Genomic DNA, 21,764 nt, shown 5'->3' with positions numbered 1-21,764 from the left:
TGTTTGGCTTTTGCATCAGCCTCAGCTTTGCGCTTAGCATCTTCAGCCGCTTTCTGCTTTTGGGCCTTCGCATCAGCTTCAGCTTTATGCTTAGCCTCTTCAGCCGCTTTCTGCTTTTGGGCTTTCGCATCAGCTTCAGCTTTACGCTTGGCTTCCTCAGCTACTTTCTGCTGTTTAACTTTCGCATCTTCAGCTGCTTTACGTTTAGCATCTTCCGCAGCTTTGCGGGCCTCATGTTTAGCTTTTGCCTCAGCTTCAGCTTTACGTTTTGCTTCTTGTTGTGCCTGAAGTTTTGCATTTTCTGCTTCACGTTTTAGTTTTGCGTCAGCCTCAGCTTTACGTTTGGCTTCCTCAGCAGCTTTGCGAACTTCACTTTGTTCATGTTTAGTTTTTGCTTCAGCTTTACGCTTTTGTTCAGCCTCAACTTTTGCAGCTTTCGCTTCAGCTTGACGCTTAGCTTCAGCCTGCTGTTTTTGAGCTTCCTCTAAACGTTGTTGTTCCGCAGCTTGCTTCGCTTTAGCAGCTTCTTCAGCTTTACGTTTTTCCTCAGCTAATTTTGCTTGCTCAGCTTTTTGCTTTTGGGCAACCAGATGTTGTGCTGTTGGTGGAGGAGGTGGCACTGGTACTGCTGGAATATTTTGAGGAACATTTTCATCCACAATCGGACTTAAAACTTCTTCAGCCTGATTTTCTGCTGTGGTTTGTTGCTCAACTTCTTTTGCTAAAGGCGGTGGTAAATCTTCTGGCTTAACTAAAATAGTCGTCAGCTTTTTTGGCTGTTCAGGTGGTTTACTCAAGCCTAAAAAAAGCAAGCCGACAATAGCAATTGCATGAACTCCAAGTGTGAAGCCCAATGCAATTGCATTTTGTTTAAAAGGAGGCTTTTGATTTTTGTTCATAGCTTATTTTAAAGGCTCTGTCAGAAGGCCAACTTGCGTTAAACCTGCTTCTTGTAAACTTGCCATCAATGATACGACTTCGCCATAAGGACGAGATTTATCACCATTCACTAAAACCGTAAGCTGTTTGTTTTCTTGTTCAGCTTGCTTTTGTGCTTCACTTAAAACAGATTCAAGTTTTTCACGAGAAAGTGGTTCGTTATCTTTGTAGTCTTGATATTGAAGATAAATATTGCCGTCTTTACCAATGGTTACCATGGCTGGCATATCTTTGGATTCAATTGGACGATTATTTGCCTGCGGTAAATCAACTTTAATACCGCTAGTAATCATGGGAGCAGTCACCATGAAAATGACTAAAAGCACAAGCATTACATCGATATAAGGGACGACGTTCATGTCACTTTTTAATGGTTTTTTTATGCGCTCAAAGCGCCCTGAACGTTGAATAGCCATTATGCATCTTCCTGTGATGAACCCACAGATTGACGTTGCAATAAAGCAATCATTTCTTCGGCAAATAGTGCACGGTCAGAGTAGACGCTTTCACCTTTAGCCGTAAAGTGGTTAAAAGCTAATACCGCAGGAATTGCAGCAAATAAACCAATAGCAGTTGCAATAAGCGCTTCAGCAATACCCGGCGCAACTGTTGCTAAAGTCACTTGATCAACGGCAGCCAAACCGATAAAGGCATTCATGATTCCCCAAACTGTACCGAATAAACCGATATATGGAGCAACAGAACCGATACTTGCTAGAGTACCTAGGCCATATTCAAGAGTACCCTGATCACGACTTAAACCTACACGTAAAATACGCTCGGTGCCTTCGATCGTTTGAGAGGTAGACGCGTTACGCTTTTTAAGTTTGAAAAACTCACTCAGTCCTTGATAAAAGATATCCTCAAGGCCTGAGCGTTTTGAATTGAGTTGTGCGTTGTTATAGAGCGTATTAAGTTCAGCACCAGACCAGAACATTTTTTGGAAATGTTCATCACCTTGACGTGCTTTTTTATAACCCATATGTAACTTGGCAATTAAGTACCAACTAAAGATTGATGCTAACAATAAAATTAGCATGACCAATTGGACGACTGGACTTGCTTGTAAGATAAGGTCAGAAATATGCAGGGTTGATTCAATGTTTGTTGCCATAGTTACATATGCCGGTTGCTTTTTTTAGTCTTGTTCCAATTCTTTACGAATAAGATCACGTATTTCTTCAGGAAGGCGACGTGGCATCATTTCTTTACTTAAACATGCCAATTCAACCTCGCCAGAAGCAAGCAAGATTTCACCACGATAAATATTTTGTTGCAACACAAATGACGCAGCTTTACATGAAACTACACGTGCTGTAACAGTAATTAAGTCATCCATTAAAATAGGACGCATGTATTTCACATCAATTTTATGAACAACAAAGTTGTAATCTTTTTGACGCCAGTAATGGTCAACACCAGCAGCGCGGAGCCATTCTGTACGGGTACGTTCCATATAGCGAATGTGGTTGGCATGGTAAACAATACCACCTGCGTCCGTATCTTCGATATAAACACGAATGTTGAATTCAAAATGATTCGCCATGAGAGTATTCCGTTTTAGTTCACTATAGAGCTTTATATTTAAAATATGACTGCTGAATAAAACATCAGTTCTATCTCAAGTCATACATCTGCTTTTAAATACGGGGCAGTTTAGCAGATTGCATACTAAGTCCTATGGCACAACCTTTCAATTGCGATGGCTGTCTTTGTTGTCTAAAACCGTACCCTCTATGACGAGCATATTGTTAAGTTAAGACTGTTTCCAAGCAGCCTGAACTTGTTTAGCTATATTGGGATAATCTAATACAAATCTTATATGCAGCTCAGTTCCTGTTTTTAAGGCCTTATTATCTACAATAAAATAGGGGCTATGATTTGGTGCAGCTTGAGTTAAATCATGATTTTCTGGTGTTGCACCCAAGAAAATAAAAAATGAGGGCATTAATTTACCATAATAGGCAAAATCTTCACTTGCGCTTGCATTATGATCCAAAACATGAAGTTTTGAGTCTCCAACAACCTTGAGTAATGTGGGTTGAATAAGTTGAGTCAGTGCTTTGTCATTCATTGTTACGGGAGCATAGGGCGCAATTTCAACTTTGGCAGTCACATCATTAGCTTGAGCATTATGCTCTATCATGGCTGGTAAACTTTTTAAGATATTCGCCCGTATCTGTTCGTTATTAGAACGAATAGTCCCCACCATATTAACTTGTTCAGGAATTATATTTCCTGCTGTGCCACCCTGAATATTACCAATGCTCACTACACCCATACCTTTGGTGAGATCAGTCCTTCGGCTAATAAGGCTTTGTAAATTATTAATCATTTGTGCCGATGCATAAATTGGATCTCTACCTAACCAAGGGGTAGAGCCATGTACTTGCTTGCCGTTGACTTGGATACGTAAATGATCTGCACTATTTAAAATTGCACCGTCTTTATAATAAAGATGTCCACTTTGCATACCAGATATGACATGTATGCCAAAAATGGCTTCAGGTTTATAGTCTCTAAATGCTCCATCTGCGATCATTTTTCTTGATCCGATTTGATCACCTTGCGTGAAATTGTCTATATCTGCTCCACCTTCTTCAGCGGGTTGAAAAACAAAGACAACGGTACCTGATATTTTATCTTTATTGGCAGCCAGAATTTTTGCAGCCCCTAATAACATTGCAGTGTGCGCATCATGTCCACAAGCATGCATTACATAGGTTTCTTTACCTTGGTAAATTGCTTTTTGTTTACTTGCAAATGGCACACCACTTTTTTCTTCCATAGGTAGTGCATCCATATCGGCTCTAAGCGCAATAATAGGGCCGGGTTTATTTCCTTTTAAAATACCTACAACCCCTGTTTTGGCATAACCCGTTTTGACTTGAATGCCATAAGACTTTAATTCTTTTTGAACAAGTGCAGATGTTTTAAATTCCATATTGCCAAGTTCAGGATTTTGATGAATATGTTGTCTTAACTGAATGACCTGATTTTCATTTTGTTGTGCAGCATCTTTGATCCAATCTGCTAGGCTCAGTTGACTCATTAAGGCGAATGGCAGAAGTAAAGCGGCTTTTTTGTACATGTCCTTATCCTAAAAATATTATTGTTCATAAGATTTAATATCTAGATTTCTTATAATTCAGTTTTTAAAAATATTAAAAAATCAATAAGGTATAAATAAAGACTTAAAAGGTATAGAGTAATTAACTTATTGATAAGACAGTTATTATTTGAGTTAAAAAGAATAGTTAAATTAAAAAAGGAAGAGAAAATTCTCTTCCTTTGATTAGTTTTTAGGCTCAGGGGGCGTCATTCCAAACTGTAAATAAGATTGGTTGGTTGCTATACGACCTCGTGCGGTACGCATGACATAACCTTGTTGAATTAAATAAGGTTCAATCACGTCTTCAAGTGTGCCGCTGTCTTCAGCCATGGCAGCTGCAAGCGCTTCAACTCCAGCAGGACCGCCATCAAAACGCTCGAGTAACATGCTCAAATAACGACGGTCTAGGGTATCTAGACCAGCTTTATCAACATTGAGCATATCAAGCGCACGTTGTGCCATTTCATGAGTCACTTCACCCGTACCTTTTACTTGTGCATAGTCTCGAACACGTCGTAATAAACGGTTGGCAATACGCGGAGTACCGCGTGAGCGACGAGCTACTTCTTCTGCACCTTCAACTGTAATTGGTACATCCATGAGGTTTGCAGAACGTGACACGATATGAGTTAGGTCTTCTACAGAGTAAAACTCAAGACGCTGCACAATACCAAAACGGTCGCGTAGAGGTGAGGTGAGTAAGCCGGCACGTGTGGTGGCAGCAACGAGCGTAAAAGGTGGTAAATCTAGTTTAATTGAACGAGCAGCAGGGCCTTCACCAATCATGATATCGAGTTGGTAATCTTCCATTGCCGGATACAGAATTTCTTCAATCACTGGAGAAAGACGGTGAATTTCATCAATAAATAGAACATCGCCTTCTTCAAGGTTGGTGAGCATTGCAGCCAAATCACCCGCACGCTCTAAAACAGGTCCTGAAGTGGATTTGAGATTGCCACCCATTTCACGCGCAATAATATTGGCAAGCGTGGTTTTTCCTAAGCCCGGTGGACCGAAAATCAGTGTGTGATCGAGTGCTTCACCACGACCACGAGCCGCACCGATGAAAATTTCCATTTGCTCGCGTACAACTGGCTGTCCAATATAATCGGCAAGTGAAGTCGGTCGAATAGCCCGATCAAAATGATCTTCAGGTTTTTCTGTTCCACTGATTAGACGGTCTTGCATAAGTGTATTTACTTCATCATTGATTTAAGAGCAGCACGAATAATATCGGCTGATTCAGTGTAATCGGCTTTAACCGCAGCTACAGCTTTTTGTGCTTCAAGTGGTTTATAACCTAAAGATTGCAGCGCAGCTTCTGCTTCAGCAACTGGAGAGTTCGCAGCAAATTGAATTTGAGGCATGGTAGCCACAGTTGAAGTGCCTTGAGCCAAGGTTTTGAAACGGTCACGTAGTTCAATCATTAAACGTTCAGCCGTTTTTTTACCTACGCCCGGAACTTTAACCAAAGTGTTTACATCGTCATGTTCAATTGTGTGTACTAGCAATTCAACACTTAAAGTAGAGAGAATACCTAATGCCATTTTCGGGCCAACACCATTTACTTTTAATAAGGTGCGGAAAATTGTTTTCTCTTGAGCATCACTAAAACCATAAAGCTGCTGAGCATCTTCACGGACGACCAAATGTGTCCATAGCGTAACTTTCTGGCCTTTTTGTAATTGGCAAAATGTTGAAAGTGGCGTATCAATTTCATAGCCCACACCATTTACATTCAGTAAGACAGTTGGGGCTTCTAAGGCAAACACTTCGCCAATTAAACATCCGATCATTGAATCTTTCACTTATTTGTTAATGGTTGAATAGTAGATGCCATTTGTTCTAAACGCAAAATGGCTTTTAAAATTTCCTTTCGATTTCGTGTGGATTTTATCCATGCAGGTAGACGCGAAAAGTAACTGCTATTACCAGTCTGTTTCGTTCGTTCTCTTAGATTAGCTTCAACAAACATTTTTAATTCTTTTAAATGTGTAGGGTTATAAACGTATATATCTCCATGCCTACTTGAAGTTTTCAAATAAAGTTCAAGTCCATAATTTGTATAACCAAATTTTTGGTCTAAAACAAAATCTACATTATATTTTTCAAATTTTGAAAAATTTTGGCATAAATGACATTTAGCTTGAATATACGGAGGATATGCTCCGGAATTATTCAGCTTTTGATTTGCTTTGAGCCATGACCCCCCACAACTGTGACAACGCTGATAAGTTGTGGCGTAAAAATGGCCATTGTGACGACTCGATATTGAACTATCTTCAGCTTTAATTTGATAACAACAATTTAAACAACTAAAAGAAAAAGTTCCGTGATAAGGCGCATTTACTAGTGACAAAGGACTGTCATATTTCAAGATACTCAGATAAGAACATTTAGGACATTTGACCCACTGATCTGAATACATAAAAGATGATGGATAAAGCCCTCTATCAACATGTCGACTTATCATTAAAACAGACCTATTTTATTACCTTGTAGCTCTTGCGCCAAGCTATAAGCCTGATGATCTGAAAACTTACTAATAATATCGAGTACCTGCATGATATTGTTATAGTGGTTGTTGCTAAAGCGAGCACCGTATAAATGGAGAATAGACATTAAACGTTGCTCTTTAAAGCTTAAAGATTTATGCGGCATGGTTAATGGTACAAATGCATCAAGAATAGTTTGCAAACTTTGGTGAGCAATAATTTCTAAACCAGACTTTTGTGGATGTTCAAATATTTTTTCACGTGCCAGATTTTTGGCTGTTTCAATTCCTTTAGCAATATCAGGTGAGCAGTATTGTAAAAGGCTACCTTGAAGCTGACCCGTAATAATTTCATACTGATGCTTGGCAAAAGCTGTTGTGACTTCATCAACCAAACGTTTCATAACACGGCCACGTAATGCCGAGATTTTTTGTTGCCATGTGCTGCTTGGAAGTGATAGCTCTTCAGGTTGACCATAATCTGCAATTAAGTTGAGAAAAATCGGCTCAACCTCTTGGTAACTCAGCATATTTAGAATAATGCCATCTTCTAAGTCGATGAGGGCATAGCAAATATCATCAGCAGCTTCTAACAAATAGGTAAGTGGATGGCGGCAGTAGTGATATTCACCTAATTGAATGAGACCAAGCTGTTCAGCAATTTGCTTTAAAATTTCTTTTTCAGATTGATAACAACCAAACTTCGCCCGTTGGTGAGAGGGACGATCGCCTTGGGAAGCAATTGTTTTTGAAAGCCAAGGATATTTTAAATAAGCGCCTAAGGTCGCGTAAGTTAAACGCATACCTCCATCATCTGGGTGGTAGTCAATACGGGTTAATAAACGTAAACCTTGAGCATTGCCTTCAAACTGACGAACATCGGCTTCTTCTTCGGGCGTCAATTTTTTTAGAAAATCATTATGTGAGGCATCGTCAAACCATTCACGAATCGCATACTCGCCGGCATGACCGAAGGGTGGGTTGCCAATATCATGAGCAAGGCAGGCTGCTTGAATGATTGCACCGACATCGGCAGGAGAAATCCAAACGGGCAATTCATCTTTTATTTTTTCGGCTGCCAGCATGCCCATGGAACGGCCAATACAGGAAACCTCAAGGGAGTGAGTTAAACGGGTATGGATACCGTCATGCTGTGCTAGAGGGTGAACTTGAGTTTTACGGTTTAACTGACGAAAACTTTGCGAGAATATAATGCGGTCATAATCTTTATGAAATGGGCTACGAGCCAACTCTGTACTGCTTTTTTTACTGCCTAAACGAACTGCAGAAAGCAGTTCTAACCAACGCATTTGTTCCATTTATCATTATTCAAAACTATAAAGCCTGATCATGCCAAAAAAAACTTAAAAGCACTAGCGTGGTGCGACATAGTTTGTCTTAGTTCAGGTTTTATTATGTTATTGAATAAACATGAAACAATTTATTTTGAGTGAGAATGATTAAAAAAATGATTTTGAACAAAAAACACGTCACTTCTTGCAGAATTAGGTTACAGAATACTGATTCTACATCTAGCTGATTTTAGCAAGACACAGTAGAATATGCGCTCTCTCTAAAGTCACATTGCGGTAAGGTTCACAAGACCTGCCCGTGGAGCCAAAATCAACATGTTTATCGTGGCCGGTGCAGCAGCACATTCTTCTTTTAAGAAAGCTCAACTATTAACACGTTTATCGTCAATTAGTTCTGTTCAATCTTTTGACAGCCAATGGGTCTATTTGTTTGATCAAGCGCTCAACGAGCAGCAACATCAATCTGCTTTGCAATTATTAAATGACGGTGAGTCTTTTGAATTTCGTCAACCTGCAAGTGATGAGATTCAGATTTTAGTGACACCACGTGTGGGTACTATTTCACCTTGGTCTTCTAAAGCAACTGACATTTTCAAAAACTGTAATACGCCAGTTCACCGTTTAGAACGTGGTCTTTTATTTACGTTAAAAGGTGTTTCTGAAATTTCTAATGAAGTAAAACAAGTACTTCATGACCGTATGACTGAAACTGTTTTTGCACAAATTGAAGATGCAAAAGCACTATTTTCAGAAACAGCACCAAAACCTTTAAATTCAATTGATATTTTAGGTCAAGGTAAAGAAGCATTAGTAAAAGCCAACAACGAATTTGGTTTTGCTTTATCTGAACAAGAAATTGATTATTTAACAGAAGCATTTACTCGACTTGGTCGTAACCCAAATGACATCGAGTTAATGATGTTTGCACAAGCAAACTCTGAACATTGTCGTCATAAAATCTTTGGTTCTGAATGGACAATTGATGGTGAAAAACAACCATTATCATTGTTCCAAATGATTAAAAACACCTATAAAGAATCTCCAACTGACGTGTTATCAGCATATAAAGATAACGCTTCTGTAATTGTTGGTTATGACACGATGCGTTTTTATCCGAAAGCAGATGAAAACGGTCATTTTGTTTACAAATATAAGAGCCAAGCTGCTCATATTTTAATGAAGGTTGAAACGCACAACCACCCAACAGCAATTTCTCCATTTGCTGGTGCAGCAACAGGTTCAGGTGGTGAAATCCGTGATGAAGGTGCAACTGGTCGTGGTGGTAAACCAAAAGCGGGTTTAACAGGCTTTACAGTTTCTAACTTAAATATTCCTGGTTTTGAACAACCTTGGGAAGAAAACTACGGTAAACCTTCACGTATGGCATCGCCATTACAAATTATGATTGAAGGTCCATTAGGTGGCGCGGCATTTAACAATGAATTTGGCCGTCCTGCATTAAATGGTTATTTCCGTACTTTCGAACAAAACGTAAATGGTGAAGTGAAGGGCTTCCATAAGCCAATCATGATCGCTGGTGGTTACGGTAACATTCGTCCTGACCATGTAGAAAAAGATGCGATTCAACCGGGTGACCTGCTCATTGTATTGGGTGGTCCTGCGATGTTAATCGGTCTTGGTGGTGGTGCAGCCTCTTCTGTAGATAGCGGCACAATGGGTGAAAGCCTTGATTTCGCATCTGTACAACGTGAAAATCCAGAAATGGAACGCCGTTGTCAAGAAGTGATTGATACATGCTGGCGTTTAGAAGACTTCAACCCAATCGTATCTATTCATGACGTAGGTGCAGGTGGTTTATCAAATGCAATGCCTGAGCTTGTAAACGACCACGAGTTAGGTGCAGTTCTTAACCTTCGTAAGATTCCTTCATTAGAGCCGGGCATGAGCCCAATGGAAATCTGGTCAAATGAAGCACAAGAGCGTTATGTTCTTGCAATTCGTCCAGAGTCTTTAGAACAGTTCGAATCAATCTGTGCTCGTGAACGTTGTCCGTTTGCCGTGTTAGGTGAAGCAACTGAAGCTCGTCACTTAACTGTTGAAGATCCATTGTTCCAAAACAACGCAGTTGATATCCCAATGCAAGTGATGCTTGGTGGTACACCGCGTATGCAACGTTCTTATGAAACAATTGAACGTAAAGGTAACGAATTTGACGCTTCAAAAGTTGATTTGAAAGATGCCATTTTCCGTGTATTGAAAAATCCTACAGTTGCATCTAAGTCATTCTTGATCACCATTGGTGACCGTTCAATTACAGGTATGGTTGCACGTGACCAAATGGTTGGTCGTTGGCAGATTCCTGTTGCAGATGCAGCAGTAACGACTACAAGCCTACAAGGCTTCACTGGTGAAGCAATGGCAATGGGGGAGCGTCCGCCAGTTGCATTGTTGAATCCAGCAGCGTCTGCTCGTTTGGCAGTTGCTGAAGCAATTACCAATATTGCATGTGCAAACATTGAACAAATTAGCGATATCAAACTTTCAGCAAACTGGATGGCTGCTGCTGGTCAAAAAGGTGAAGACCAAGCATTGTTTGAAGGTGTGAAAGCAATTGGTATGGAAATGTGTCCTGCTTTAGGAATTGCGATTCCTGTAGGTAAAGACTCACTTTCAATGCGTACCACTTGGAATGAAAACGGCGAAGATAAAGCTGTAACATCTCCAATGACTGGTGTAATTACTGCATTTGCTCCAGTAGCTGATGTTCGTAAGACTTTAACGCCTGAACTTAAGAATTTAGAAGATTCAGTACTTGTACGTATTGATTTATCTAAAGGTCAGTTCCGTTTAGGTGGTTCGATTCTTGCGCAAGTATATAAAGCAATTGGTTCAGTCACTCCAGATGTTGATAGTTTTGATGATTTCAAAGCGTTCTTTGCTTTAATTCAAGACTGGAATAACCGTGGCTTGATTCAAGCTTACCACGACATCGGTGATGGTGGTTTACTTGCAACTGTAGCTGAAATGATGTTTGCTTCACGTTTAGGTGTAGCATTAGAGAACCAAACTACTGCGGGCTTATTTGCAGAAGAAATTGGTGCAGTAGTTCAAATCAAAGCAGCTGATTGGGAAGCTTTACAAGCAGAAGTTGCTGCTTCTAGCTTAAAAGATGCAATTGCTGTAGTTGGTCGTGTAAATAACACCGATCAATTATCTGTAAATGGCTTAACACTAGAGCGTGCAGAGTTACAACAGGCTTGGTCTGAAGTCTCTCATCAGATCCAACGTTTACGTGATAACGTTGAAACTGCTGATCAAGAATTTGCTTTAATTACTGATAAATCACATCAAGGTTTAATTGCAAAACCTACATTTGATTTAAATGAACCTATTGAAGCGCCGTTTATTAATAGCCGTCGTCCTAATATGGCAATCTTGCGTGAGCAGGGTGTAAACGGTCATATTGAAATGGCAGCAGCTTTCGACAAAGTTGGCTTTAATACGATTGACGTACATATGAGTGATTTACTTGCTGGTCGTGTAAGCCTAAGTGATTTCGAAGGCTTGGTAACTTGTGGTGGTTTCTCTTACGGTGACGTAATGGGTGCAGGCGGTGGCTGGGCAAAATCAGTTTTATTTAATGCAAAATTACGTGATCAGTTTGAACAATTCTTCCACCGTGAAGGTACGTTTAGCTTAGGTATCTGTAATGGTTGCCAAATGTTGTCACAATTAGCACCGCTTATTCCGGGTGCTGAACACTGGCCACGTTTCCACCGTAATATGTCAGAAGTTTTTGAAGCGCGTAGCGTAAACGTTCGTGTTGAAAAATCTGTTTCTGTATTACTAGATGGTATGGAAGGTTCGATTTTACCGATTGCTGTAGCACATGGTGAAGGCCGTGCAGTTGCGAGTGAAGCTAACATAGCAAGCTTAAATGCAGCGAATCAAGTTGCATTGCGTTATGTTGATAGTCACGGTAACCCGACTCAACATTATCCATTGAACCCGAACGGTTCGCCGGAAGCGATTACTGGTGTAACATCTAAAGACGGTCGTGCAACGATTATGATGCCGCACCCAGAGCGTACTTTCCGTGCTATCCAGCATTCTTGGAGTCCAGAAGAGTGGACTGAAGACGGTGCATGGTTACGTATGTTCCGTAATGCACGTAAGTTTATTGGATAATATAAAAATTGAAATAAGCCACCGTCAGGTGGCTTATTTGTATGTAGTACAATGTGAATAAAATAAATAGTAGAGAAGAAAAATGAATTCAAAAATCCATTTCCGTGAGTTTGCACTTCTGATGGCATTACTCATGTCTATTGTTTCTTTTTCGATAGATGCAGTTTTACCTGCCTTAGGTGAGATTGGACGAGTTTTTGACTTAAAAAATAATAATCAGACACAGTGGGTCATCATTGGTATTTTTTCCGGTATGACAATAGGTCAGCTTATAGCGGGACCGCTATCCGATGCAATCGGCCGTAAGCGCATTTTATTTACCGGTATCATCATTTACTTTTTGGGAAGTTTATTGTGCTTTACCACACAAAGTTTTGAATGGTTTTTAGTAGGACGCTTCATTCAAGGTATTGGGGTTTCTGGGCCTTATGTTGCTTCTATTTCAATTGTTAGAGATAAATACAGCGGTGCTCAAATGGCCCGTATTATGTCTTTAATCATGATGGTCTTTATGGTTGCTCCTGCGATTGCACCAAGTCTGGGGCAGCTTATTATTCATTTCTTTGGTTGGCGTGATATTTTTGTTTTATACATGGCGTATGCGCTAGTCGTTGGGGCATGGGTCGCTCTACGATTAGAAGAGACACTACTTCCTGAAAAACGTTTACCTATGCGTTTACAAGCATTTCAAGAGGGCTTTAAAGAGGTAGTGAGTAATAAAACCACCATGAGCTATTTGCTATGTGCGGGCTTTTGTTTTGGTGGATTTATTGGTTACTTAGGAACTTCTCAGCAAATTTTTATGCAGCAGTTTGGTAAAACTGGGCAAGAATTTAGTGCTTATTTTGCTGTGCTTGCTGGTGTAATGGGCATTGCTTCATTTACCAATTCTAAAATTGTCATGAAATTTGGTATGCGTCCAATCTGTATTTATGGCTTTCTCGGTCTTTGCTTAATTTCAGTCATTTTCTTAGGGATTCAACTTATAGGTGTGACTGTAGCATTTTGGATGTTCATGCTTTATGCCTGCATTCTGTTCTTATTATTTGGAACTCTATTTGGTAATTTAAATGCGATTGCAATGGAGCCAATGGGGCATGTTGCCGGCATGGCATCGGCTATTATTGGTGCAGCGTCCTCCGTTTTGTCACTTATTCTTGCCGCTATTATTGGGCAATTATATAACGGCACATTAATTCCAATGACTTGCGGTTTTGTCATTTTATGTGGTTTAGCATTTATGATGACCGTATATGAGAAGAGGCAGTTAAAGATTGTAGATAATGCAAATCTTTGATTAATTATGATAAAAGTTTTATTTCTATATTATTGTCTTTAAATAAATGAAGAAAAGATTATTAGATACCGCAACTGTATTACTAGATAAGTTTGTTAATCGTTATCATGATTGTGAGGGGTTTTGGCAATCGGTGTTTTGTATACACATTGTTTTTCACTAGGTGAGTTTTCCTTAACATTTGATCTATTAAATCGTAACTCTTTCATAAATGATGAATTTTTGAAGCAAATAAATAATAAATTCTCGAGCTATCTAGATGATTATTTAGCAATTCATAAGAAAAAAAGAGAGGATTTGATTGAGGCCGTCATAAAAATTGCATTTGATAAAGATCATAAAATATCAGCAGGTACTTTATATGGTGATTATTTCCAGGTTAGAGTAATTCTTGTTGATTCATGTACAAGAACTTTTTCAAGATACAATGATGGATATTGTGTGGCTCATACTCATTGGATAAAGCAAAGAAATTATATAGATTCATTACCAATAGAAGATCATCCACTCATAGGGAATTATAATTTCTCATTAAATCTATCTCCAAAATCTTTAGAGATTACAGATGTGTTATTTAATATTCCTAAAGTTCTATAATCCATCAGCTCGTGGTGAAAGCCAATCGTTATACTTATTTATTAACTCATTCCTTTTGGCATCATTAAAGATGATAATATCAATGCCACCATCATATGGAGCAATAATTATATTTTGCTCAAAAGAAATCATAAAGGCTCGAACCTCATCGTCGGCGATCTTTTTTAATAAATCATTGTGTTCATTTTTTTTCCAAATTTCATTGATGGAGTACGGTCTATAGAAATGATCTTCTTCGTCATCATCATAATATTCGGGATTAGCTTGTGTTAGATTTATTTCTTTTTCTGGATGAAATTCGTATTTGAGCCTTAAAGTTGGATCATATATTTTATTATTATCGCTTTGGCTGAAATAATGACCGGTAACAATAAAAATAGAAGCATTAGAATCGAAACAGTCATCAATAATTTGATTATGACGATTTAATAATAATTCATATTCTGCAGGTGTATCTGCATATCTTTTTGATTCTGGAAGGCTATGAATTCGGAACCAAAATTGTGAAAAATATTGTCGAAAACAATGTGAAATTGGAAGTTTATTAGGATAAAAAAACTTCCATTGATTTATGAATGAATTAGTCATTTTTCTTTTGGCCTAAATATTTATTAACATATTATTTGATAAGTTACACAAAAAACAATTTAATAAGAAAAATATTTCGATGGATAAGGTAAATTTATATTAAATTATACTTTAAGGAAGTTGGTTCAATTTTTGCTTTCTCTGTAACAACGATAAAAATCGGAGATCAAAATGATGAAAAACAAAAATCACATAAGAACGATGTACACAAGAGATAAAGGTTGGCGCTTATTTGGCTTGGCGCTTGCCATACAAATACTTTTTATTGGAGTAAATTATCTAGCAATGATGAGCTGACTTTGATTCGTGGTCTTCTTAAGGGGTATGATTTAAAGCAAATTTACTAGTTTTGAGTCATTCTATTCATGTTAAAGCTGATTTATTACGTACCTGAGTCACATCTTGAGTCGACTAAAGAGTCTATATTTGCGGCTGGAGCAGGTGGGATAGGGAACTATGAACAATGTGCTTGGCAAGTTAAAGGAATAGGGCAATTCAAGCCAGTTAAAGGAGCTGATCCTTATATTGGAGAGCTAGGTGAACTTGAGCAAGTTGACGAATGGCGTGTTGAAACGATTGTGCTTGAAGAAAAGGCAAATGCAGTAGCAAAAGCATTAAAGGCAAGCCATCCTTACGAAGAGCCTGCCTTTGAGTTTATTCAAATCATAGAAGTTGATTTTTAATTAAACTGTGAAAAGTCCGGTTTACGTTTTTGCATAAATGCCTGCACAGCTTCTAGCATTTCTGGAGATTGAACGCGTTGCATAAAGATTTCTGCTTCATGGTCAATACATTCAATAATCTGATCTAAATCATGTTTCATTAAGGCTTTGGTTTGTTTTAATGAAGCAAGTGGTAAAGCTGTTAAGTGTTGAGCAGTTGCCTGAGCAGTTGCATAAGCATCTTCAACGATTTCATTCACTAAGCCAGCTTGTAGAGCAGTTTCTGCATTGAACTTTTTCGCAGTAAACAGTAGTTCAGCTGCTTTGTGATAACCGGCTTGTTTAACCAATAATTGACTTGCGCCACCTTCAGGAGAAAGCCCAAGGCTAACAAAAGGAATTTGGAAGAGGGCCGTATTGTCGGCAAAAACGAGGTCTGCCTGTAATAAAATCGTAACGCCAATACCAATTGCTACGCCTTTTACTGCAATAATAAGCGGCTTTGATAGTCTGGCAGCAGATTTAAGGAGTACAAATGGAGGAACTTGACCTGCTGGGCCAGCATTCGGATTTTGTACAAAACCCATAAAGTCTTTCATGTCATTACCAGCGGTAAAGTCATGTTCGGCACCGCGTAGAACGACTACTCGTACATCTTTATTTTGGTCAGCTTCATCAAGTGCTTTGGCAATCCATAAATAAAGTTCGCCATATAATGCATTTTTTGCTTCTGGGCGATTTATGGCTAAGGTGAGTACGCCACCTTCTAAATTTGCTTGTAAATGTTGATGAGGTTGTTGAATACAGCTAAGTGTCATCGTACTATCCTTGCTTTAAACCACGTTGTTAATTTTTAGGTTCTCATTATGGCGCATATTTTTTGTAATAAGCGTAACTGGTGAGTTCATAAAAAGTGAAAAACTCATTATGTATACATTTGATTATCTCGTTTTTATAGGTCGTTTTCAGCCATTTCACTTGGCACATATGCAAACGATCGAAATCGCGCTACAACAAAGCCGTTATGTGATTTTGGCATTAGGTTCCGCTCAAATGGAACGTAATATTAAAAATCCGTTTCTCGCGATTGAACGAGAGCAAATGATTTTATCTAATTTTTCATTAGATGAGCAAAAGCGTATTCGATTTGTGCATGTTGTCGATGTTTATAATGATGAGAAGTGGGTAAAACAAGTCAAATCACTGGTAAATGGCGTGATAGAGCCGAACTCGAAAGTTGGTTTAATTGGCCACTTTAAAGATGAGTCATCTTATTATTTAAGATTATTTCCAGAATGGGTAATGGTGGAGCTGGATAGTTTAAAAGACTCTATTTCAGCAACACCAATGCGTGAGGCGTATTATCGTGGTGAAATCCAAACGGAATTTTTTCCTGTTGGAACTATTCAATTTTTAGATGAATTTAAAAAAACACGTACTTACCAAAAACTTCAACAACGTTTTGAGCAAGATGACCGCTCTAACTTAGATGAAATTGAGTAATTAAATATAGATTAAGCATCTGCCCAAAAGATAATTCGGTTGGAAAAAGGATCGGTAATACTGAGTTCTAGCGTTTCCCAATCTGTTTTTTCAACCTGAGCTTTAGAAAATTTATAATCTTTTTGACTGAGTTCACTATGTAACTCATAAATATGTTCCCAATAAATACGGATTGCGCTGTGCGGACTTGCATCTCCAAAATGTTCAGATAAATGAATGATGCAATCATCTTTGGAAATCTGTAAATACAGTGGAAAGTTGTCTTCAAACTGGTGTTGCCAATCGAGCTGAAAGCCTAAAAACTCAAGGTAAAATGATCGAGCTAAATCAACATCAAAAATTCTTAAAATTGGTGTAATAGAACCTGATTGCATCATTTTTCCTTTTAACGTGTACCAAATTGTTGAGTCCAATAGCTCTTTTGTTTACCTGTTTTGTCAGAAGCACAAGCAATTGCGTAAGTTGTGAATTTTGGATTCATTAAATTGCTACAGTGTAGGGGACTCGATAGCCATTTAGACATTACCTCATTTAAAGTTTTCTGCCCACTCGCGACATTTTCACCGTTGGCTTTACCAAGTGAATTATAAAGTTTTAATCGTGACTTTAGATCGAGGCCAGTCGAGCCAACATGCCCAAGAAAGTTATGTGTCGCCATATCTTCACTATGAGAAAGTGCGCCTTTATATAAATTATTATTCCAACTCAGCGGAGTGGTTGCGGAAAAATACTGCGGACCACATTGGCGTGATTGCTGACGAATTTGATTAATTGTATTAAGAATAGCTTGTTGGTAGGCAGGGTTTTGTAAATCTTGGCAGTTTATTTCTATAGATGATTTCTGAACTTGTGGTGTAGAAGAGCTCAGTGTAAGAGGCATGCTTGATGAGTTAACTGAGCAGGCAGCAGTAACAAGGCTACAAGGCAATAAAGTACAAACTTTTAGTATATTCATAATAATGCTTGAGTTCGAATTATTTTAATATTTTTATCATACGCCAAATTAAAATATATGAGTAATTTTTGTACATGTAAAAAAGCGAGTCTTAAACCCGCTTTTTTGTTGCTCAAGCTTATTAAGCCGTTTGTAATGCTTTTAAGTCTTCTAAAACTTGTTCTGCATGTCCAGCAGCTTTTACTTTGCGATAGCTTTTAACTAAAGTTTTGTTATGGAAAATAAAAGTAGAGCGCTCGATACCCATTACTTTTTTTCCATACATATTCTTTTCTTTAATGACATCAAAGTGATTACAAAGCACTTCTTCTTTATCACTAATGAGATCAATGGTCAGTGCCTGTTTTTCTGTAAAGTTTTGGTGGGCTTTTACTGAGTCACGTGATACTCCAAAAATACGAGCACCCAAAGCATCAAACTGGTCTTTTAAACAAGAAAAACCGACAGCTTGTGTGGTACAGCCTGGAGTTGAATCTTTAGGGTAGAAGTAAATAATCAGCCATTCATTGTCGACTTCAGCTAAATTCACTTCGCCGTGTGTAGTTGGGAAAACCTGATTTGGTAGTTGAATATTTTCAGACATTTCTTATCCTTTAAAAGTTAAATTCGATCTAATTCAAGTGGTAGAAAAGCATATTCTTCATGATAAACAATATCGAGTTTTCTTACAGGAATAGCTTTGTTAAAAATTGGGCCGTCAATGACAGTGGTATGGAATTCGCCGCCCTCACCACATGGATCAATTCCGCGGTTTTCAAGTTCCTGTATATACTCTAGCGATAACATTTGACCTAAATCTTCTACCTTCATCCCGAGTTTAAGGTTTACGGTCACAATGATGCTCTGAAATCCAAGTTGAATAAACTCTTCAACAACTTCACGGTGAGGGCGTAGCCAAAGTGGCATTCCTAGTTTAAGTCCAACCATTTGAGTGACGCGATCATGCCAACAGCCATGTTCAGGCATATCTAAGTCACCTGTAACCAGTACTTCTGCACCTTTTTGTTTAGCTTCATTCAATAAGTTAATGAATTTACTTTCATAGTCATTCCAGCTAGATGAAGCCATAAACACGGGTAAGCCAATTGCTTTCGCTTGTGCTTGAATAATATCAAGTGGCATAGCATGGGAACGGGAGCGTTGGCCATGTTCTTCCAGCATAACGATTAAACCAATTACATTCCCAGTTCGCATTGCATCATACAGTGCAAGAGAACTGTCTTTACCTCCACTAAAGGAGACAATTGACTGTCTGTTATGTGCGTTGGTTTTCCATTGTTCTTGCATGGTTTATTTCGAATGATGAGGTCAGTGTCATTTTAACAGAGCTATAAAAAAAGCCTGCATAAATGCAGGCTTAATTTGGAGCAACAAAAGCTTATTTTTTAGGAGCTTGTTGTTGAGCTGCTTTCATCGCTTCTTCAGTTAATTTTTCAAGCTTAGTTGTTAACTGCGGACCGAAACATGCTTTAAGATCACGGTTTTGTTGTTGTACAAAAGCTAAAGAGCTTGGGCTTTTCTTCGCATTGATTGCGCTTTGGATTTCCCATTTTTGTGCTTCAGTCACTTTACCTTGTGCTTCCACTTGGCAGCTACAGAATTTGCTAACTTCAGCTGAGCTTAATTTACCGCCTTTTGCAGTTTGGTCTTTACAAACGTTGATTAATGCACCTTTAACGTTAGTGCTTTTATATGCTGCTTGAACTGGGTTATCAGCTGCATGAACTGAACCAGCCATAAGTGCAGCTGCTGAGAATAAAGATGAAAGAATAAGATTTGATTTTAACAACTTCATAAATTTTACCTACTTATTGCGGTATATAGCGTGTTGGATCGGTGACACCAGCATCGATAAAGCCTTCTTTACGCAAACGGCAACTGTCACACTTGCCACACGCACGTCCTTGAGCATCTGCTTGATAGCAAGATACCGTTTGACTATAGTCTACGCCATGTTCAATCCCTAAACGTATAATATTCGCTTTGGATAAATGTAACAGGGGTGTTTCAAATTTAAGTGGTTTTCCTTCAACGCCAGCTTTAGTTGCTAAACGAGCCATATTGGCAAAAGCATCAATAAATTCTGGGCGACAATCAGGATATCCTGAATAATCAACAGCATTGATACCAATAACAATCGCTTCAGCATTGAAAACTTCTGCTGCTGCTAAGGCATAAGAGAGGAAAATTGTGTTACGTGCTGGTACATAAGTTACAGGAATGCCTTCTTGTAATTGTTCTGGTACAGCAATGTTATGGTCTGTAAGTGCAGATCCACCTAAATTGGCTAAATCGATATTAATAACACGATGTTCAACGCCTGCGCGCTGCGCTAATGCTTTTGCTGCATCAAGTTCAGTGGTTGAGCGTTGACCATACATAAAACTAATAGCGATACATTCATAGCGCGCTTGTGCCCAAGCTAGGCAAGTGGTTGAGTCTAAGCCGCCTGAAAGTAAAACAATGGCACGAGGGCGCATATTTTTCTCCATATTCGGAATGATTTGTTTTATTGAATGATTAACGACCTGATTCATCGTTCCAGAGCAGTTTATGTAACTGTAGCTGGAAACGAACAGGCAGTTTATCGTCCAGTATCCACTGTGCCAGATCACGTGCTAAACGTGGTAGGCCAACAGCACCTTTTTCAACTGCAAAGGCAGGGGAGAACCAAACGGTACTGACTTTGTTCTGCAGTTGATATTGTTCAACTTGTTGTTTTGACCACTCATAGTCTTCACGATTACAAATCACAAATTTGATTTGGTCATGTGAAGTTAGGTAGTCAAGATTGCTGATGAGATTACGATGTTCTTCACCAGAAGTTGGAGTTTTTAAATCGAGAACTTTAGAAACACGTGGGTCTACTTTTGACACATCGAGCGCGCCACTGGTTTCCAAAGAAACGTCAAAACCGGCATCGCATAAACGTTGTAATAAAATTAAGCAATTTGGCTGTGCTAAAGGTTCGCCACCAGTTACACAAATATAAGGCGTTTGATATTTTTCAGCCGTTTCAATAATGTGCTCTAGTGATAAACGTTCACCTCCTTCAAAAGAATAGGTGGTATCACAATAACTACAACGTAAAGGGCAACCTGTGAGACGAATAAATACAGTCGGTAGACCAGAGGCATTTGCTTCACCCTGCAACGAGTAAAAAATCTCGGTAATGCGTAAACCAGACGCAGGGTCAGAGACAGGAATTGCAGAGGAACGTAAGGAAGCCATTCTAGAAATACCACACTATATAAAAAATAAAATCTCTACGATCAGTGTTGACCGTAGAGATGCTTGATCAAACTGAAATTAGTCAGCGCGTAACAAATCGTTCAAACTTGTTTTTGCACGTGTTTGCGCATCAACTTTTTTCACGATAATTGCAGCGTATAAGCTGTATTTACCGTCAGCAGACGGGATGTTACCTGGTACAACAACTGAACCAGCAGGAACGCGGCCATAATGGATTTCGCCAGTTTCACGGTCATAAATTTTGGTTGATTGACCAATGAAAACGCCCATTGAAATGACTGAACCTTCTTCAACAATAACGCCTTCAACGATTTCAGAACGCGCACCGATAAAGCAGTTGTCTTCAATAATAGTTGGGTTAGCTTGTAATGGCTCTAAAACACCACCGATACCAACACCACCAGACAAGTGAACGTTTTTACCGATTTGAGCACATGAACCTACAGTTGCCCATGTATCAACCATTGTACCTTCATCTACATAAGCACCAATATTGACATAAGATGGCATTAACACCACATTTTTAGCTTGGAAGCTACCACGACGAGCAACAGCAGGAGGAACAACACGAACACCAGCAGCTTTAAATTGCTCTTCAGTCCAACCAGAGAATTTAGTTTCAACTTTGTCGTAGAAACGAAGATCACATGACTCGATTGGTTTATTGTCATTTAGTTTAAATGATAATAAAACAGCTTTTTTTAACCATTGATGAACAACCCATTCACCATTGATTTTCTCTGCAACACGAAGTGTACCGTTATCTAATCCAGCAATTGCTTCTTCAACAGCTTGGCGAATTTCGCTTGAGCAATCTGCTGCAGTAAAGTTTGCGCGGTCTTCAAATGCTTGCTCAATGATCGTAGAAAGCTGAGACATGATCTTCCTTCCATAAAAAATTTT

At 38.8% G+C, this 21,764-nt stretch carries 25 protein-coding genes; 6 read left to right on the top strand and 19 right to left on the bottom strand.

The window, feature by feature from the left end; translation table 11 throughout:
* The 9 genes from tolA to HMPREF0014_RS16485 all read right to left on the bottom strand — a co-directional run.
* Nucleotides 1-899 (bottom strand): cell envelope integrity protein TolA (gene tolA, locus HMPREF0014_RS26305; protein ID WP_020992257.1); only part of this gene is annotated, 899 nt, incomplete at its 3' end.
* Nucleotides 900-902: 3 nt separating this feature from the next.
* Complete coding sequence (gene tolR, locus HMPREF0014_RS16520; protein ID WP_002052868.1) at nucleotides 903-1,355, bottom strand: protein TolR; 453 nt, start codon at nucleotides 1,353-1,355, stop codon at nucleotides 903-905.
* Nucleotides 1,355-2,053: a protein TolQ gene (tolQ, locus tag HMPREF0014_RS16515; protein ID WP_002052880.1), complete on the bottom strand. Its 699-nt coding sequence runs from the start codon at nucleotides 2,051-2,053 to the stop codon at nucleotides 1,355-1,357. Before tolQ ends, tolR begins: the two co-directional genes overlap by 1 nt.
* A 24-nt stretch (nucleotides 2,054-2,077) precedes the next feature.
* Entirely contained in the window at nucleotides 2,078-2,485 is a 408-nt protein-coding gene (ybgC, locus tag HMPREF0014_RS16510; RefSeq protein ID WP_002052673.1) for a tol-pal system-associated acyl-CoA thioesterase, read from the bottom strand.
* Nucleotides 2,486-2,695: 210 nt separating this feature from the next.
* A complete protein-coding gene (locus HMPREF0014_RS16505; protein ID WP_004885765.1) occupies nucleotides 2,696-4,030 on the bottom strand; it encodes a M20 family metallopeptidase in 1,335 nt (444 codons plus the stop codon).
* Between the two features lie 204 nt (nucleotides 4,031-4,234).
* The gene (gene ruvB, locus HMPREF0014_RS16500; RefSeq protein WP_002052424.1) at nucleotides 4,235-5,239 is read right to left on the bottom strand and encodes a Holliday junction branch migration DNA helicase RuvB; all 1,005 of its coding nucleotides are present in this window, start codon (nucleotides 5,237-5,239) and stop codon (nucleotides 4,235-4,237) included.
* Between the two features lie 8 nt (nucleotides 5,240-5,247).
* Nucleotides 5,248-5,847, bottom strand: a complete 600-nt coding sequence (gene ruvA, locus HMPREF0014_RS16495; protein ID WP_004707498.1) for a Holliday junction branch migration protein RuvA — start codon at nucleotides 5,845-5,847, stop codon at nucleotides 5,248-5,250.
* Nucleotides 5,848-5,855: 8 nt separating this feature from the next.
* Complete coding sequence (locus HMPREF0014_RS16490) at nucleotides 5,856-6,524, bottom strand: hypothetical protein (protein WP_004885766.1); 669 nt, start codon at nucleotides 6,522-6,524, stop codon at nucleotides 5,856-5,858.
* Nucleotides 6,524-7,864, bottom strand: coding sequence for a deoxyguanosinetriphosphate triphosphohydrolase (locus tag HMPREF0014_RS16485; protein WP_004885767.1), 1,341 nt, complete (start codon nucleotides 7,862-7,864; stop codon nucleotides 6,524-6,526). The genes HMPREF0014_RS16490 and HMPREF0014_RS16485 overlap by 1 nt, the downstream gene beginning before the upstream one ends.
* Nucleotides 7,865-8,173: 309 nt before the next feature.
* On the opposite strand from HMPREF0014_RS16485, the gene purL reads away from it, so the two are divergent.
* The 3 genes from purL (at nucleotide 8,174) to HMPREF0014_RS16470 (ending at nucleotide 13,901) form a co-directional block, all read left to right on the top strand.
* Nucleotides 8,174-12,007, top strand: coding sequence for a phosphoribosylformylglycinamidine synthase (purL, locus tag HMPREF0014_RS16480; protein ID WP_004885769.1), 3,834 nt, complete (start codon nucleotides 8,174-8,176; stop codon nucleotides 12,005-12,007).
* A gap of 82 nt (nucleotides 12,008-12,089) precedes the next feature.
* Nucleotides 12,090-13,304 carry a multidrug effflux MFS transporter gene (locus HMPREF0014_RS16475; protein WP_006581320.1) on the top strand — a complete coding sequence of 405 codons (1,215 nt, stop codon included), beginning with the start codon at nucleotides 12,090-12,092 and terminating at the stop codon, nucleotides 13,302-13,304.
* Between the two features lie 123 nt (nucleotides 13,305-13,427).
* The gene (locus HMPREF0014_RS16470) at nucleotides 13,428-13,901 is read left to right on the top strand and encodes a hypothetical protein (RefSeq protein WP_004885773.1); all 474 of its coding nucleotides are present in this window, start codon (nucleotides 13,428-13,430) and stop codon (nucleotides 13,899-13,901) included.
* On the opposite strand, the gene HMPREF0014_RS16465 is transcribed toward HMPREF0014_RS16470, so the two are convergent.
* Nucleotides 13,896-14,489 carry a hypothetical protein gene (locus HMPREF0014_RS16465; RefSeq protein WP_004885775.1) on the bottom strand — a complete coding sequence of 198 codons (594 nt, stop codon included), beginning with the start codon at nucleotides 14,487-14,489 and terminating at the stop codon, nucleotides 13,896-13,898. The genes HMPREF0014_RS16470 and HMPREF0014_RS16465 overlap by 6 nt on opposite strands.
* A 171-nt stretch (nucleotides 14,490-14,660) precedes the next feature.
* Here HMPREF0014_RS16465 and HMPREF0014_RS26440 point away from each other — a divergent pair, with 171 nt between their 5' ends.
* A complete protein-coding gene (locus tag HMPREF0014_RS26440) occupies nucleotides 14,661-14,786 on the top strand; it encodes a KGW motif small protein (protein ID WP_023188229.1) in 126 nt (41 codons plus the stop codon).
* 68 nt (nucleotides 14,787-14,854) lie between these two features.
* A complete protein-coding gene (locus HMPREF0014_RS16460) occupies nucleotides 14,855-15,172 on the top strand; it encodes an NIF3 1 (RefSeq protein WP_004707506.1) in 318 nt (105 codons plus the stop codon).
* On the opposite strand, the gene HMPREF0014_RS16455 is transcribed toward HMPREF0014_RS16460, so the two are convergent.
* The gene (locus HMPREF0014_RS16455; protein ID WP_004885783.1) at nucleotides 15,169-15,969 is read right to left on the bottom strand and encodes an enoyl-CoA hydratase-related protein; all 801 of its coding nucleotides are present in this window, start codon (nucleotides 15,967-15,969) and stop codon (nucleotides 15,169-15,171) included. The genes HMPREF0014_RS16460 and HMPREF0014_RS16455 overlap by 4 nt on opposite strands.
* A gap of 109 nt (nucleotides 15,970-16,078) precedes the next feature.
* Here HMPREF0014_RS16455 and HMPREF0014_RS16450 point away from each other — a divergent pair, with 109 nt between their 5' ends.
* A complete protein-coding gene (locus tag HMPREF0014_RS16450) occupies nucleotides 16,079-16,654 on the top strand; it encodes a nicotinate-nicotinamide nucleotide adenylyltransferase (RefSeq protein ID WP_004885787.1) in 576 nt (191 codons plus the stop codon).
* A gap of 11 nt (nucleotides 16,655-16,665) precedes the next feature.
* Here HMPREF0014_RS16450 and HMPREF0014_RS16445 read toward each other — a convergent pair whose 3' ends face one another.
* The 8 genes from HMPREF0014_RS16445 to dapD form a co-directional block, all read right to left on the bottom strand.
* Entirely contained in the window at nucleotides 16,666-17,028 is a 363-nt protein-coding gene (locus HMPREF0014_RS16445; protein ID WP_004885789.1) for a glyoxalase/bleomycin resistance/extradiol dioxygenase family protein, read from the bottom strand.
* Between the two features lie 11 nt (nucleotides 17,029-17,039).
* On the bottom strand, nucleotides 17,040-17,609 hold the full coding sequence (locus HMPREF0014_RS16440) for a CAP domain-containing protein (RefSeq protein WP_004885791.1): 570 nt from the start codon (nucleotides 17,607-17,609) through the stop codon (nucleotides 17,040-17,042).
* Nucleotides 17,610-17,730: 121 nt separating this feature from the next.
* On the bottom strand, nucleotides 17,731-18,192 hold the full coding sequence (locus HMPREF0014_RS16435; RefSeq protein WP_004885795.1) for a peroxiredoxin: 462 nt from the start codon (nucleotides 18,190-18,192) through the stop codon (nucleotides 17,731-17,733).
* 17 nt (nucleotides 18,193-18,209) lie between these two features.
* Nucleotides 18,210-18,896: a diphthine--ammonia ligase gene (locus HMPREF0014_RS16430; RefSeq protein WP_004885797.1), complete on the bottom strand. Its 687-nt coding sequence runs from the start codon at nucleotides 18,894-18,896 to the stop codon at nucleotides 18,210-18,212.
* Between the two features lie 91 nt (nucleotides 18,897-18,987).
* Nucleotides 18,988-19,404 (bottom strand): hypothetical protein, encoded by a 417-nt coding sequence (locus tag HMPREF0014_RS16425; protein WP_002052853.1) that lies wholly within the window; start codon nucleotides 19,402-19,404, stop codon nucleotides 18,988-18,990.
* Nucleotides 19,405-19,417: 13 nt separating this feature from the next.
* Entirely contained in the window at nucleotides 19,418-20,089 is a 672-nt protein-coding gene (gene queC / locus HMPREF0014_RS16420; RefSeq protein WP_001247780.1) for a 7-cyano-7-deazaguanine synthase QueC, read from the bottom strand.
* A gap of 40 nt (nucleotides 20,090-20,129) precedes the next feature.
* Nucleotides 20,130-20,840: a 7-carboxy-7-deazaguanine synthase QueE gene (gene queE / locus HMPREF0014_RS16415; protein ID WP_004885803.1), complete on the bottom strand. Its 711-nt coding sequence runs from the start codon at nucleotides 20,838-20,840 to the stop codon at nucleotides 20,130-20,132.
* A 78-nt stretch (nucleotides 20,841-20,918) separates the two neighbouring features.
* Complete coding sequence (dapD, locus tag HMPREF0014_RS16410) at nucleotides 20,919-21,740, bottom strand: 2,3,4,5-tetrahydropyridine-2,6-dicarboxylate N-succinyltransferase (RefSeq protein WP_002052807.1); 822 nt, start codon at nucleotides 21,738-21,740, stop codon at nucleotides 20,919-20,921.
* Between the last annotated feature and the right edge of the window lie 24 nt (nucleotides 21,741-21,764).

It is taken from the genome of Acinetobacter sp. RUH 2624 (genome assembly GCF_000162375.2).
Lineage (GTDB): Bacteria > Pseudomonadota > Gammaproteobacteria > Pseudomonadales > Moraxellaceae > Acinetobacter > Acinetobacter nosocomialis.
The sequence above is the reverse complement of the archived record's forward strand: the minus strand, read 5'-3'. Positions and strand labels throughout refer to the sequence as shown.

Bases quoted from the DNA above. Each gene is read 5' to 3' on its own strand.
- HMPREF0014_RS16440 (WP_004885791.1), bottom strand. From the start codon at position 17,609: ATGAATATACTAAAAGTTTGTACTTTATTGCCTTGTAGCCTTGTTACT.
- HMPREF0014_RS16445 (WP_004885789.1), bottom strand. From the start codon at position 17,028: ATGCAATCAGGTTCTATTACACCAATTTTAAGAATTTTTGATGTTGAT.
- HMPREF0014_RS16485 (WP_004885767.1), bottom strand. From the start codon at position 7,864: ATGGAACAAATGCGTTGGTTAGAACTGCTTTCTGCAGTTCGTTTAGGC.
- tolR (WP_002052868.1), bottom strand. From the start codon at position 1,355: ATGGCTATTCAACGTTCAGGGCGCTTTGAGCGCATAAAAAAACCATTA.
- HMPREF0014_RS16465 (WP_004885775.1), bottom strand. From the start codon at position 14,489: ATGACTAATTCATTCATAAATCAATGGAAGTTTTTTTATCCTAATAAA.
- HMPREF0014_RS16430 (WP_004885797.1), bottom strand. From the start codon at position 18,896: ATGCAAGAACAATGGAAAACCAACGCACATAACAGACAGTCAATTGTC.
- tolQ (WP_002052880.1), bottom strand. From the start codon at position 2,053: ATGGCAACAAACATTGAATCAACCCTGCATATTTCTGACCTTATCTTA.
- purL (WP_004885769.1), top strand. From the start codon at position 8,174: ATGTTTATCGTGGCCGGTGCAGCAGCACATTCTTCTTTTAAGAAAGCT.
- HMPREF0014_RS16435 (WP_004885795.1), bottom strand. From the start codon at position 18,192: ATGTCTGAAAATATTCAACTACCAAATCAGGTTTTCCCAACTACACAC.
- ybgC (WP_002052673.1), bottom strand. From the start codon at position 2,485: ATGGCGAATCATTTTGAATTCAACATTCGTGTTTATATCGAAGATACG.
- ruvA (WP_004707498.1), bottom strand. From the start codon at position 5,847: ATGATCGGATGTTTAATTGGCGAAGTGTTTGCCTTAGAAGCCCCAACT.
- HMPREF0014_RS16490 (WP_004885766.1), bottom strand. From the start codon at position 6,524: ATGATAAGTCGACATGTTGATAGAGGGCTTTATCCATCATCTTTTATG.
- HMPREF0014_RS16425 (WP_002052853.1), bottom strand. From the start codon at position 19,404: ATGAAGTTGTTAAAATCAAATCTTATTCTTTCATCTTTATTCTCAGCA.
- HMPREF0014_RS16505 (WP_004885765.1), bottom strand. From the start codon at position 4,030: ATGTACAAAAAAGCCGCTTTACTTCTGCCATTCGCCTTAATGAGTCAA.
- dapD (WP_002052807.1), bottom strand. From the start codon at position 21,740: ATGTCTCAGCTTTCTACGATCATTGAGCAAGCATTTGAAGACCGCGCA.
- HMPREF0014_RS16455 (WP_004885783.1), bottom strand. From the start codon at position 15,969: ATGACACTTAGCTGTATTCAACAACCTCATCAACATTTACAAGCAAAT.
- queE (WP_004885803.1), bottom strand. From the start codon at position 20,840: ATGGCTTCCTTACGTTCCTCTGCAATTCCTGTCTCTGACCCTGCGTCT.
- HMPREF0014_RS16460 (WP_004707506.1), top strand. From the start codon at position 14,855: ATGTTAAAGCTGATTTATTACGTACCTGAGTCACATCTTGAGTCGACT.
- queC (WP_001247780.1), bottom strand. From the start codon at position 20,089: ATGCGCCCTCGTGCCATTGTTTTACTTTCAGGCGGCTTAGACTCAACC.
- HMPREF0014_RS16450 (WP_004885787.1), top strand. From the start codon at position 16,079: ATGTATACATTTGATTATCTCGTTTTTATAGGTCGTTTTCAGCCATTT.
- HMPREF0014_RS16475 (WP_006581320.1), top strand. From the start codon at position 12,090: ATGAATTCAAAAATCCATTTCCGTGAGTTTGCACTTCTGATGGCATTA.
- ruvB (WP_002052424.1), bottom strand. From the start codon at position 5,239: ATGCAAGACCGTCTAATCAGTGGAACAGAAAAACCTGAAGATCATTTT.
- HMPREF0014_RS26440 (WP_023188229.1), top strand. From the start codon at position 14,661: ATGATGAAAAACAAAAATCACATAAGAACGATGTACACAAGAGATAAA.